The sequence below is a fragment of the Streptomyces griseoruber genome, assembly GCF_001514205.1.
Taxonomy (GTDB): domain Bacteria; phylum Actinomycetota; class Actinomycetes; order Streptomycetales; family Streptomycetaceae; genus Streptomyces; species Streptomyces griseoruber.
Window position 1 is genome coordinate 377,561 of record NZ_KQ948767.1, and the last position, 12,525, is coordinate 390,085.

General features: G+C 70.4%; 9 protein-coding genes and 1 pseudogene. 6 read left to right on the top strand and 4 right to left on the bottom strand.

From position 1 onward, the window contains the following. Positions 1–256: 256 nt before the first annotated feature. Both AQJ64_RS16870 and AQJ64_RS52305 read right to left on the bottom strand, forming a co-directional pair. On the bottom strand, positions 257–3,313 hold the full coding sequence (locus AQJ64_RS16870) for an ATP-binding protein (RefSeq protein WP_079061719.1): 3,057 nt from the start codon (positions 3,311–3,313) through the stop codon (positions 257–259). 124 nt (positions 3,314–3,437) lie between these two features. Then, positions 3,438–4,106: an eCIS core domain-containing protein gene (locus AQJ64_RS52305; RefSeq protein ID WP_425315611.1), complete on the bottom strand. Its 669-nt coding sequence runs from the start codon at positions 4,104–4,106 to the stop codon at positions 3,438–3,440. A 1,172-nt stretch (positions 4,107–5,278) separates the two neighbouring features. On the opposite strand from AQJ64_RS52305, the gene AQJ64_RS50860 reads away from it, so the two are divergent. Further along, positions 5,279–6,646 (top strand): LysM peptidoglycan-binding domain-containing protein, encoded by a 1,368-nt coding sequence (locus AQJ64_RS50860; protein ID WP_055634722.1) that lies wholly within the window; start codon positions 5,279–5,281, stop codon positions 6,644–6,646. Positions 6,647–6,653: 7 nt separating this feature from the next. Here the strand turns inward: AQJ64_RS50860 and AQJ64_RS48090 are convergent, their stop codons facing one another. Next, on the bottom strand, positions 6,654–6,830 hold the full coding sequence (locus AQJ64_RS48090; protein WP_107103403.1) for an ATP-binding cassette domain-containing protein: 177 nt from the start codon (positions 6,828–6,830) through the stop codon (positions 6,654–6,656). Positions 6,831–7,172: 342 nt separating this feature from the next. On the opposite strand from AQJ64_RS48090, the gene AQJ64_RS16880 reads away from it, so the two are divergent. Then, positions 7,173–7,736, top strand: a complete 564-nt coding sequence (locus tag AQJ64_RS16880; RefSeq protein WP_159060295.1) for an AfsR/SARP family transcriptional regulator — start codon at positions 7,173–7,175, stop codon at positions 7,734–7,736. Between the two features lie 75 nt (positions 7,737–7,811). Here AQJ64_RS16880 and AQJ64_RS52310 read toward each other — a convergent pair whose 3' ends face one another. Continuing rightward, entirely contained in the window at positions 7,812–8,303 is a 492-nt protein-coding gene (locus AQJ64_RS52310; RefSeq protein ID WP_206189732.1) for a transposase, read from the bottom strand. A gap of 5 nt (positions 8,304–8,308) precedes the next feature. Here AQJ64_RS52310 and AQJ64_RS45925 point away from each other — a divergent pair. From AQJ64_RS45925 to AQJ64_RS16900, 4 genes and pseudogenes are all read left to right on the top strand, one after another. Further along, a pseudogene (locus tag AQJ64_RS45925) lies at positions 8,309–8,548 on the top strand (IS110 family transposase); the annotation flags it as partial. 851 nt (positions 8,549–9,399) lie between these two features. Continuing rightward, complete coding sequence (locus tag AQJ64_RS16890; protein WP_055634719.1) at positions 9,400–11,085, top strand: phage tail sheath family protein; 1,686 nt, start codon at positions 9,400–9,402, stop codon at positions 11,083–11,085. 31 nt (positions 11,086–11,116) lie between these two features. Continuing rightward, entirely contained in the window at positions 11,117–11,635 is a 519-nt protein-coding gene (locus AQJ64_RS16895; RefSeq protein WP_055634718.1) for a phage tail protein, read from the top strand. Further along, a complete protein-coding gene (locus tag AQJ64_RS16900) occupies positions 11,635–12,348 on the top strand; it encodes a hypothetical protein (RefSeq protein WP_055634717.1) in 714 nt (237 codons plus the stop codon). The genes AQJ64_RS16895 and AQJ64_RS16900 overlap by 1 nt, the downstream gene beginning before the upstream one ends. The last annotated feature ends 177 nt before the right edge of the window (positions 12,349–12,525 follow it).

The window sequence follows — 12,525 nt, forward strand, 5'->3', positions numbered from 1 at the left end:
CGGCGACCCGTTTCGCCGCGCCCGCGACACCCAGCTGTGCAGCGTCCCGGGATGAAATGCCCAGATCGTCGGCCACCTCCGGAATCGGCTTCCCGGTCTCCGTCACGATCCGTACCGCCCCTTCACGGAACTCGGCGTCGTAGATGCGCTTCCTGGATGCCATGACCCCCAACTATCCCTCCGGTCACGGTCTCCACAGTAGGAGGGGAGATGCATCGCCTCTCAGCTGGACGAACCCTTTTTCAGGAGCGAGTAGTTAGGCCGGGGACGCCAGCTCCGCCCTGCTGCTCACCCCCAGTTTGCGGCCGGCTTGCTCGATAAGTCCGGTCACGTCGTGCGGGGTCAGGAGCAGGGCCTGGGCGATCTGACGGTCACTGTGACCTGCGCGGAGCAGCTCGACCAGCCGGTGTTCGGTCGGGGAGAGGCTCGGGGCCGCCGGTGGAGCTGGCTTCGGGCGCACTCCTGCCGCGGCGAGCGCTGCGCGTACTTGGCCGGCCAGCAGGACACTGCCGCAGGTGTCCGCGAGGTGGAGCGCCTGGGTGAGGGCCTGGCGGGCCTCGTCGGCCTCGCCGCCGCGCATGAGAGCGGTTCCCAGCCCGTAGTGGGCGCGGGCCAGTTCCAGTCGGGCGGGGGACCGTTTCAGCAGGGCCACGGCCTCGCGCAGGAGGGCCTGTCCCCTGCGTCCGCCGTGGATGACGCCCAGACAGCGTGAGGCCACCCCGATCGCTCGCTCGGTGCCCCACCGGTGGGCCAGCTCCAGTTCCTCGGTGGCCAGTTCGAGCGCGTCCGTCCGCTGTCCGAGCGTGAGGTGCAGCAAGGCCGCCCGTGACCGCCACGGCACCCCGGCCAGGTTCATGACCTGTGCCCGGTTCTCCTCCGCGCCGTACTCGTGCAGGATGGCGAGGGCGGCGGCCGGGTTGCCCCGCGCCGCGTGCAGGCGACTGCGTGCGAGGAGCGCCGGGCCCTGCCAGGTCCAGCCCACCCGGTCGAAGTCGGCGTCCGCGGTGAGCACTGCCGTCGCCGAGGTCAGGTCGCACCGCTCGATCAGCGACTCGCCCACCTGGGTCGTCATCGCCAGCCTGACCCGAGGCTCCAAGCCCTGGTCGGCCGTGGTGGCGGGGTGTCCGAAGTCAGCGGTGAGCGGGAGCTGTCGGCCGCGGCGGGCCTGGACGAGCAGTTGCCAGGTCAGCGCGGACGAGACCATCAGGAACGAGCCCCATCGGCCGCCCATGTCGCCGATGCGGTCGAAGCGCGCGACTGCGTCGTCGAGCCGGTCGGTGGCCACGAAGGCCAGCCCGGCGAGGGTCACGAGCATGTGGGACGTGTCCGCTGCGACCAGGCCGCCTCGCAGGGCCCGGTCGAGGAGGTCGTTGGTGACCTGGGCACTGGCCTCCCCGGTGGTGGCCGAGGCGGACAGCGCGGCCAGGACCATGCACTCACCAGGGGTGTCACCGGCCAGCTTGTGGTCCCACAGCTGTCGTGCGTGCCGGCGTGCGGCGGGGAGCGTGGACAGCTGGTCGTAACCGATCAACAGCATCTGCGCCTGAAGGAACCACGACACCTCACGAGCGAGGCCGATGCCGTCGTCGGTCTGCCCCAGATCGTCCACCGCACGGGCGAGGATGTCGACGGCGCGCTCGTGCTCATGGCTGAGGAACAGCGCGCTGGCGAGCAGAGAGGCCGCCTCGGCCAGCGCATACGGGTCGGCTAACGCCATCGAGGCCTGCGTCAGGTGGTGCCTGGCCGCGCCGACATCGATCTGTATCTCGTCCTTGCCCAACTCCAGCAGCAAGGGACCACGCTCTTCGACGGACACCGGCTCGCGCAGAGCCCGGCGCAGATAGGCGGAGGTGACCTCCGGAGCCCCTCGGCCACGAGTCGCCCGCGCCGCCTCCCGCAGGGCGTCCACCCACCAGCTCTCACCGCCCGGTTCGGCCAGCAGCAGATGGGCCGCCACCAGATCGTCGGCCGCGCCGTCGCTCCGCAGCAGTTCGGCTGCCCGCGCGTGACCGGCGGCCAGTTCCACCGGCCCCAGGACGGCTTCGGCGACAGCGGTGCGGACCAGGGCGTGCCCGAACCGCACCGGCTCATCCGGCGCCAGCACACCGATCTGCCGCAGCCTGCCGCCGAGCTCCCGTGCCGTCGACTCGCCCAGCCCCGCCAGCTCGGCCGCGACCTTCCAGGTGGCCTCGTCCCCCAGCACCACCAGGGCCCGCGCCAGGCGGAGGACCGGCTCCGGCTCGTCGGCCAGCCGCTTGACCACGGTTCCGGCCAGGATCCGGCCCCGGAACTCCGCCACCAGATGGGCCCGATCGTCGGTGGCCCTGACCTGGTTGCCGGCCAGGGTCCGCAGCAACTCGTGCAGCAGCAGCGGGTTGCTTTCGGTGGCCGAGGCACACGCGGCGACGAACCGTGGTTCAGCGGGCCCCAGGCTCGCCCGCACCAGGTGGGTCACACTGTCGATGTCCAACCCGGGCAGGCCGACCAGACGGCAGTACGGCTGTCCGGCGATCCGCTCCAGCATCGGCTCGGCCCCGGCCCCGTTGTCCGGCCGCCCCGCCAGCACCAGCAGCAGGGGCAGACCCCGCAGACGCCGCGCCAGGTACTCAAGCCACCGCACCGACGGGACATCCGCCCAGTGCACGTCATCGACCACCAGGGCGACCGGCCCCTCGTCGGCGACATGCACCATCAGCCAGTACAGGCTGTGCAGAAGGCCCAGCGATGCCTCGGGCGACAGCTCACCGGTCCCCTCCACACGCAGCGCGTGCGACGCCAACTGCGCCGGACCCGACAACAGCCGTGCCCGCCCCTCGTCGCCGGCTCGGGCCAGCAGAGGCTCGACCAGCTGCCGCAGCACCGCGAAGGCGAAGCCCTGCTCCAGCTCCGCCCCGCTCGCGGACATCACCAGCATCTCCCGCGGCTGCTGGAGGCTTGCCCACGCATCCAGCAGCGCGGTCTTCCCCATCCCCGCGCCCGCCCGTACCAGCACCACGCCGCCCCGGCCCGCCCGTGCCTCGCCGGCCGCACGCTCCAGGACCACCAGCTGGTCCTGACAACCGAGCAGCCCGGACGGCGCCGGGCCGTCGTCGGCAGGAGGAATCGTCTGCCGGCCGGGGCGGCCCGCCGCGAGCAACGCGGCGGCGTCGGCGTCACCCAGCCCCAGCGCCGACACCAGCAACTGCGCCGTGCGGCGCTGCGGACGCGCCCGCCGGCCGCGCTCCAGATCCCGGATGGACCGGGCCGCCATCCCGGCGGCCTCGGCCAGCTCCTCCTGTGTCAACCCCGCGGCCCGGCGAAAGACCAACAGCATCTCACCGAACGTCGCCAACTCCCCTGCCCCCCGTACCGTCCCGCCTCACGGGACGATCCCCTTCGAGTCTTGCCCGAAGCATCCGGGCGAGGACTCCGACGCCTCGCCGTTCAGCGGATGGTACTCACCGGCGACCACTGCTTGGCGGCCGCCCTCCCTTGCGAACAGGCGGGTCGGTGAGGTGCTGGTGGGGTGGACGTGGGCGACGCTGATGCCGGCCGCGAAGTGAGGGGGGAGGGTGGGGGAGCGAGTTTCGGTAGTGGTCGTCCATCGCGTAACCGAAGACTTCCCTCGTGCAGCAGTCGATAGACCGTTGCGAGATACGGCCGGCCTTCCCCGGCGGCGATATGGGTAAAGTCACCGACGAGCTCTTTCCCGGGCGCATCCGCGGTGAAGTTGCGGCCGGCGAGGTCCGCACGCGACCGGCCGCAGCCTGAGTGAGGTTGAACCTTCTCGGCCGTGGCGGGCAGGGCGCCAGGCCCAGTTCGGGCATGAGGCGGCGGACCAGCTCCCCTCGGCCCAGCGGTCGGCCGCCTGCTCCCAGAGGTCGCCGGGCACGCTGACGGTCCATCCTCCGCGCCTGGCTCCGCCGACCTCGCCAAGGGCCTGCTGGACGAGGTGGGCGGCTTCGGGGGCCAGCCAGCCGGAACCCGGACGGGGAGTGCGGCCGATAGGCGCCTCGCCGGAAGAACACGTGTGATCCGCCGGCGAACGCCTCGGCGCCCGGACCGCGGGCAAGGCGGTCGGCGGCAGGCCCGGTGTGGACGCGCATGGCGGACAGGTCGGCACGCAGGCCGTGCTCCGAGGCCGTTCACGGACGACTCCTGTACTCGATGAGGAGCGGCTGCTGCTTGACCGCGTGCTGAAGAGCACGGGGGCGGAAGGGGCACCAGGAAGAACAACGGGAAGGACCACCGGAAGAACCGCGCGGGAACCTTCCGGTGCCGGAGCCGGTCCCATCGCCCACGACGGCCGGACCGGAGGCGGCGGCCCGCCCGAGGGACAGGGATCGGGCCGCCCTCGTTGTGCGAAGGGGGAACTTCACCGCGCCAGGAACGACGGCCCGCGCATGGTCCCGCCCAAGGCCCTGTCCAACGCCCTCGTCGCGCTCGACCGCCTCGGCGTTCACGAGGAACTCACGTGGTGAGCCCGCTGCCGGAGCAGCTGCGGCGAGCTGCCGGCTCTCGTCCCGACAACAGCCTCCAGCGGGCCGGACAGCCTCGTTCCCTGCGGTCGTTGCGGTCGCACAATCGCGAAGTACGCGTGGGGCCCGAGTTCCCGTGGAGACGGCCGGATCACGCCGTCGCCAGTACTGCCGCTTTCAACCAACTGCGCCCTTCATACGGCTGCTTGCCGACTACGTTGACGCTCGCTGATCTGGGAGAGACACCGTTCGGCCAGCAGCTGGACTCCGGGGGAACCGTGTTGCAAGGGATAGTCGTCGCATGTCCGACCTCAGCGGCGGAAGACCGGTGAGCGTCGGCGGACCGTGGTCGCACCGGTCCACCTCGACGCACTGTGTCTGGCCGACGATCTCGATGTGCGGGGACCGGACAACGACTTCACCCGGCTCCCCTACCGCGATACGGCCACCGGTCTGGATCGGAACGAGGATCTCCCTTACCTCAGCGAGATCATGGTGCGGACCCCCTTCCAGGGGGCCGGGCGGTCGACTGCCCATCGGCGATCTCACCAGGAGCATCGCCGCGGCGCTGGGCGTCGAGTCGCTCGGATCCGGCGACTTCGCCCGGCAGATGATCGAGACGGCCGAGCGGGTGACCTTCCTGAGCTCCTGACCGATTCCGCGACCGCGCCCCCTTCACCCCTCGCCTCTCCCGAGGCCCGAACCGTCCTGGCCCGCGCCCGGAGCCGGCAAGGCGTGCACCTCACGTCCCCCGCCCGCGTACCCGCGTCGCCCCGCCCGAGCGCAAAGACCTCCTCAGACCCCGAGAACGGAACTCCGACATGACCACCTTCCACGTCGCGGTCGACCACCCGGACCCCGACACCCACGGCATCACCACCACCTATATGGGCACCGTCGACCAGGCCCACATCGACCGGGTACGCGCCATCGCCGCCCTTCCGGGCTCCGAGCGCCACGTCAAGGAACACCCCCGGTACGAGGGCGCCTTCATGGTCCTGCGCGACGACGGCGACCTGGACGTCTACGAGCCCACCAGCCCGGCCGAGCACGCCGCAGACGAGCCCGACCCGCTGCCGAAGACCCACGACGAGAGCGGCGAGGGTTTCGTAGGGACTCTGAGCGGCGACCGCAGCCTGGGCGTTCTGCCGCACAGCGCCTCGGGCCCGGCGTACATCGCCGGCGTGACCCGGTTCGGCGCGCAGCGCATCGGAGGACCGATGGACACCCCGCTCGAGCCGCCGCGGGCGGTGTGGCACACCACCGAGTCCCCGGCCGGCGGCGACTACTTCACGTCCGTGGCCGCCTTCCTGATACGTGCCGGGGTGGAACCGCAGGTGATCTACTGCCCTGTCACCGACCGGCTGGGCCAGTTCGGGCCCCTGAACCTGTCGTCGAGGGCGCTGAAGAACGACGGCACGCACCGCACGAACCGAACCGGCAAGGTCTGCATCCAGATCGAGGTGCTGGGACGTGCCAGCGCTCCGTGGACGAAGGGTTTCGACCCGAAGGCCAAGCCGAACTTCCAGAGGTTGCTCACCGCGATACGCGCGCACGGCATCCCGGACGTGTGGCCCGTCGGGGCCCCGCCGGCCACCGCCGCCGCCGCGACGGAGCGGCCCAGAGGCGTTTGGGAGAACAAGGGCGGCCACTACGGACACTCCCAGATCCCCGGCCAGGACCACTGGGACCCCGGGGCCCTGGACACCGAGATCGTACCGGGCAGGCCCAGCTCCGCCGACGGGGAAACCACTCCGGACACCGGGTCCGGCACCTACACCGTGAAGGCGGGCGACACCCTGACCTCCATCGCGGCCGCGCACCGCACGACCGTGGGTGCACTGCTGTCCCTCAACGGCATCAAGGACGCCGACGAGATCTCCGTGGGGCAGAAACTGAAACTGCCGACGGCGGCCCCGGCGAAGCCGCCGACACCGCGGTACGAGCCGTTTCCGGGGACGGCGTTCTTCCACGCCGGCCGCCGCAGCCCCCTGGTCACCGCCCTCGGAAGGCGCCTGGTGGAGCTCGGCTTCGGCAAGCACTACACCTCCGGTCCCGGACCCGAATGGTCGGAGGCGGACAGGCGCAACGTCGCTGACTTCCAGCGCTCCCGGCCAGAACTGGCGGGCGACGCGGACGGGATCCCGGGCCCCAGTACGTGGGCCGCGCTGAAGATCCCGAAGCTCTGAAGCGTGCTCAGCCCGACACACCGACGGCCGAGAGCTGCGTCCCGAGTCGAACCCGGTGCCGCTGCTCCCGGTCACGACCGCGCAGGCCGCTGCCGAGCGGGGTGCCGTCGAGGAGGATCGTGCCGCCGGTGACCGCTTGCAGTCCGACGATCGCGCGGACCAGGGCGGTCTTGCCGGAGCCCAAAACGCCTACGTGCCCGCCGTGGCAGCGGCGGACGCCTGCTGCAGACGGGCACGGCGCTGGTCGAAGTCGGCGCCGGTCAGGGGCTGTCCGTCGGGCCGGGCATAGTCAAGTTTCAATATCCACATTGGACACCACCACGATTTAAGGGGCCTTGTGTCGTCGCCTGGTGCGCCCGTGCGCGAATCAGTCAGAAGAGGGCGGATCGAGCTGTTCGACGGTTTCCGTCTCCAGGTGGAAGGCACCTGGATCCATCCCGTGACCAATGGCCAACGACTGCTGGCCTTCTTGAGTCTGCTCGGGCCCGCCCCACGGACCGTCGTCGCCGGGACCCTCTGGTCAAACGTGCCCGAGAACCGAGCGCTGGGCAGCCTGCGGACCACCATGTGGCGGCTCAACCACGCCGTACCCGGACTGATCGTGGCGGCGCGGGGTCAGCTGGCCCTGGCCGAGTTCGTCAGGGTCGACGTGACCGAGTTCGTCAGTACCGCGGGCGCCCGGTTCCGCCACCCCGGCGGTACCGGACTGCACTCGCCGGAACTACGGCTGCGCGAGCTCCTACCCGGCTGGGACGACGACTGGGTGATCTTCGAACGGGATCGGCTGCGCCAGCTCCGCCTGCACCAGCTTGAGGCGGCCGCAGCCGATCTGTGCGCTCTGGGAGGCTATGCGATGGCGCTCGACGCCGCCCTTGAAGCGGTCCGCAGCGAACCACTGCGGGAGAGCGCACGCCGCGCTGTGATAGGGGTCCACCTCGCCGAGGGCAACTTCGCCGAGGCACTGCGCGAGTACAAGCGGTTCCGCGCTCTGCTGGCGGAGCAACTGGGCGTGGAGCCGTCCCTGGACCTCACCGACCTGGTGTTCCGGCGAGAACCTCTCCGGAACCGGACGAAGGCGGCCCTGATCTGATGGGGCGGCTTCTCTAGTCGGTTGGAGGGCACGGACCTCTGCCCCGACTGCACCATGGGGTGGCTGGACGCGCAGTCACCCCGGATCCCACGTTGCCCCCGCTGTGTTTTGCCCGGTCCTGCAAGAGGGCCGCCGGCCTCCGGGCCGGCATGACTGCTCCTCCCTGTCGAACGGATGAGAACGGATGACCTGGGGGGCACCGGGTCCGGGAGGCGCCGTCGGAGACGCTGATGAGCGCCTCTGTGTGTCAAGCGATCGTGATGTGAGCCTTGTGACGGTCGCGGTTTGAGGGTGCGATAGACAACATTCGAGAGGCGTCGTTTGAGGGCGCTGCGTGCCTCCGCCGGTGTCCAGCCCTCGGCGATCTTGCGCAGGTAGTACTCCTGTCCACGGCCGCCGTCGCGAATCTGGCAGACACCGACCATGTGCGGCACCGAGTTGAGGGCTCGGTTTCCCCCGGGTGTTGAGGCGGTGGCGGGTGTTCTTCCCGCTGGAGGCGTCCAGGGGGGCCGTACCGGTATGGCTGGCGGAGTGGTGCTCAGTAGGAAAGCGCGTGACGTGGCCCAGGCGCGATGTTCGGCGCCGAAGACGTGGGCGTGTTCCTCGGCCTGGACGTCGGCAAGACCACTCACCACGGCCACGGGCTCACCCCGGCCGGGGAGAAATTCCTCGACAAGCAGCTGCCCAACCGCGAGCCGAAGCTGCGGGCCGTCGTCGACAAGCTGACGGCGAAGTTCGGCACCGTCCTGGTGATCGTGGACCAGCCCGCCTCGATCGGCGCTCTGCCCCTGACCGTCGCCCAGGCCACCGGCCCCTGCCCGCCCGGTGAAGCACCGCAGTGGCAGGCCCGCGTCCGGGTCCTGGCCGTCGACCTCTTCGTCTTCGGCGACGTCGTCGCCCGCGACCTCGAGCGCCTCGCGGCCGCCACCAAGTTCCCCGCCACCCTCCTCGGCGTCACGATCGAGGACACCAGCACCCGCGGGATCCTCCGGCTGCGCAACGTCTCCCGCGACCTCGAGGTCATCCGCACAGACCGAGGCGACACCGACGCCGGCGCCGCCGTGATCGCACGTGCCCGCGCCCTCGTCGGCCGCCGCGTCCTCGTCTACAAGGCCATGGAGGGCCTTGCCTCCAACCTCATGCACAAGGTGCGGGGCGCCGTGCATCTGATGGACCTCGGCCCCGAACTGGAGGCGATCGGCGAGGACGAGGCGAAGGACCACGTCCTCGCCGCCGCCAACGGGCGACAAGGACCCTGCCCTGCACGCCTGGAACGGGGCTGGCCTTCCCGAGCGCGGCCCGGTCTTCGGCGAGCAGCTCGGCCGGGCGCTCGCGGCGGTGCCCGTCACGTGATGCCCGGCCGGCACTCCGTCAGGCGACCGCGCAGGGTGGCCACATGGACTTCACGCAGAGCGCCGCACCGGTCGAGCACTGCCCCGGCCACCTGGAGCTGTTCCCCCCGTCCGTATGACCTCGGTCAAACACTCCGTCACCACACGTTTTTCACGGGGTACTTGTCATTCATGGCCGGTGCCGTGGCTGTCACGGGGGCCGATGACGCATCAGTGACGGAGCGGTGACGCAGGCCTCACTACGGTCACATCCGTCCGGGCCTGCTCCCGGAATTTCCGGCACACCTTCGACAGACCCGAGATGGGGCAGCATGGCGGTTCAGACTTCCTATCCCGGCGTCTACGTCACCGAACTACCGAGCGGCGTACGGACCGTCACCGGCGTCGCGACCTCGGTCACCGCCTTCGTCGGCATGACCCGGCGCGGCCCTGTGAACAAGGCCACCGTCATCAACAGCCTGGCCGACTACGAGCGCGTCTTCGGCGGGTTGTACAAGGGCAGCACGGTGAGCTTCGCCGTCCGCGACTTCTTCGCCAACGGTGGCGGGCAGGCGGTGGTGGTCCGGCTGGTGAGCACGGGCGAGGAGAAGCCCAAACCGGCCCAAGTGACACTGCCGGCGACGGCGACCCCGCCTGCGGGCAAAAGAACTCCAAAGACCCTTGGGAGCCCCGATTCCCCCGTCCCAGGGGCTGCGGGCGAAGGAACCACGGACGCCGCGAAAAGTCTGGGGCTCACCCTGGAGGCTACGGAGGTAGGAGCCTGGGCAGACGACCTGATGGTGACCGTCGATCGCAATACACCTCCGAACATCGCCGGGGAGGTGGCCAAGCAACTCGATGTGAACCGGGACGACCTCTTCAACCTGGTTGTCAGGCTTGGTGACAAGGGTCCGCAGGAAGTCTTCCCCAACGTCACGGTGGTCGAGAGCTCCCGGCGGGTGGACAAGGTGCTCCTGGCCGAGTCCCAACTGGTACGGGTAGTGGTGGACCCCAACCTGGCCGCTCCCGCCACGACCGAGAAACCTGCCACGGTCAGCGAAAAGGGCTCGGACGGAGCTGCTCTGGCGCCTGGCGACTACTTCGGTGGCGACCTGAGCTCGGAGCACGAGGGGCTCTACGCGCTGGACCATGTCGATCTGTTCAACCTGCTGTGCATCCCGCCGGCGACCCCGGACGGGGACACCGACCCCGTCGTCTACCAGGCGGCTCAGACCTACTGCGCGCAGCGTCGCGCCGTGCTGATCGTCGACCCGCCCAGCGACATGACGGTCGCCAACGCGCTCGACGAACCGAGCGAAGATTCTGCGAAAAAGAAAAACCTGGCCGATCTCGGTCTCACCGGCGAGGCAGCCCGCAACTCGGTGCTCTACTTCCCCCGGCTGAAGCAACCGGATCCGACCGAGCGGGGCCGGATCGGCACGTTCGTCGGCTGCGGCGCGATCGCCGGAGTGATCGCCCGCACCGACGCGACGCGCGGAGTGTGGAAGGCCCCCGCCGGTGTCGACGCCACCCTCACCGGGATCTCCGGCCTCGCTGTGAACCTCACCGACGCCGAGAACGGCACGCTGAACCCGCACGGCATCAACTGTCTTCGCACGTTCCCCGGAACCGGCACAGTGCTGTGGGGCGCACGGACCCTCCGTGGCGCGGACCACCTGGGCGACGAGTACAAGTACCTCCCGGTCCGCCGGCTCGCCCTGCACATCGAGGAGAGCCTCTTCCGCGGCACCCAGTGGGTGGTGTTCGAGCCCAACGACGAACCGCTGTGGGCGCAGATCAGGCTGAACCTGGGTGCGTTCATGCACAACCTGTTCCGGCAGGGCGCGTTCCAGGGCACCACCGCGCGGGACGCCTACTTCGTGAAATGCGACCGCGAGACCACCACAGCGAACGACGTGAACGCCGGCCAGGTCAACATCGTCGTCGGCTTCGCGCCGGTGCGGCCCGCCGAGTTCGTGGTGCTGCAGATACAGCAGATCGCCCAGGCCCAGGCCTGACAGACACCGAGAGCGGACAAGGCGGACAAGAATGGCCCAGTTCACTGTCAACGCACAGCGCTTCGACCCGTACAAGAACTTCAAGTTCCGTGTGCGGTGGGACGGTCGCTACGTCGCAGGCGTCAGCAAGGTGGGTGCCCTCACCCGCACCACGGAAGTGGTGTCGCACCGGGACGGCGGGGACCCCAGCAGCAGCCGCAAGTCACCGGGCCGCACCGACTACGCCGCAATCACCCTGGAACGCGGAGTCACCCACGACCCGAACTTCGAACAGTGGGCGAACAAGGTGCACATGCACGGCGCCGGACTGGCCTCGGAGCTGTCGCTGCGGGACTTCCGCAAGGACATCGTGATCGAGGTCTACAACGAGGCGGGTCAACTCGCCATCGCCTACAAGGTGTTCCGCTGCTGGGTGTCCGAGTACCAGGCGCTGCCCGAACTCGACGCCAACGCCAACGCCGTCGCGATCCAGCACATCAAGCTGGAGAACGAGGGCTGGGAACGCGACGTGGACGTCCCGGAGCCCACAGAGCCCACCTTCGTCGGCTGATGAGCGGCCTCGACCCGGCCTGGACGATCACCGCCTGGGAGCGCGGAGTGCGGGAGGGCACGCTCGACCGAGCCGTGACCCTGCTGGCCTCGGCGACCGGGCTGTCACGCGACCAGGCCGAGTCGACGGACGTGGGCAGCCGTGACGCGGTCCTCGTCGATGTCCTCAGCAGGGTCACGGGCGGGGTCGTCCAGGCGTGCGTGAGGTGCACCGGATGCGGTGAACAGCTCGACGTACCCCTCGACCTGACCGCGTTCCCCAGGACGCCGTGGCGTGAGCCCGGCGCCCTGCTGGAGGCGGAGGTCTCGGGCTCCGGCGTGCGTTTCCGGCTGCCCACCACCGGCGACCTGCGTCTGCTCCGGGGCCACGACGCGGCGGCGGGCAGGCGGCTGCTGCTCGCCCGCTGCGTACAGGCCGAGGCCGGCGGTGGCGAGGATCTCGACGAGGAGACCGCCGCCGCGGTGGAAGCGGCCATGGAGGAGGCAGCCCCGGGCGGCGCGGTGACCGTCCGTACGGGCTGCCCCGACTGCGGGGCGGAGACTCCCGCGGCCCTGGACGTACCCGCCCTGCTGTGGGCCGAGGTCCAGGCTCAGGCGGTCGCTCTGCTGCACCAGGTGCACGTCCTGGCCTCCGCCTACGGCTGGACCGAGCCCGAGGTGCTGGCCCTCAGCCCGGCGCGGCGCGCCGCGTACCTGGAACTGGTGAGCCGATGAGCGGATTCCTGACCCACCTGGCGGAGCGGACCCTCGGGCTCACCCCGGTACTCGAACCCCGGCCGAGAGGGCGGTTCGAGCCGGTGGCGGACGAACTCCCGGGCTGGGAGGAGGGCGAGAACCCGGGGGACGGGCTCGCCGCCGTTACGCCTTCCGCTCCTGCTGCGGGCGGCGATC

Bases quoted from the DNA above. Each gene is read 5' to 3' on its own strand.
- AQJ64_RS16870 (WP_079061719.1), bottom strand. From the start codon at position 3,313: ATGCTGTTGGTCTTTCGCCGGGCCGCGGGGTTGACACAGGAGGAGCTG.
- AQJ64_RS50860 (WP_055634722.1), top strand. From the start codon at position 5,279: ATGACCACCTTCCACGTCGCGGTCGACCACCCGGACCCCGACACCCAC.
- AQJ64_RS16890 (WP_055634719.1), top strand. From the start codon at position 9,400: ATGGCGGTTCAGACTTCCTATCCCGGCGTCTACGTCACCGAACTACCG.
- AQJ64_RS16895 (WP_055634718.1), top strand. From the start codon at position 11,117: ATGGCCCAGTTCACTGTCAACGCACAGCGCTTCGACCCGTACAAGAAC.
- AQJ64_RS16900 (WP_055634717.1), top strand. From the start codon at position 11,635: ATGAGCGGCCTCGACCCGGCCTGGACGATCACCGCCTGGGAGCGCGGA.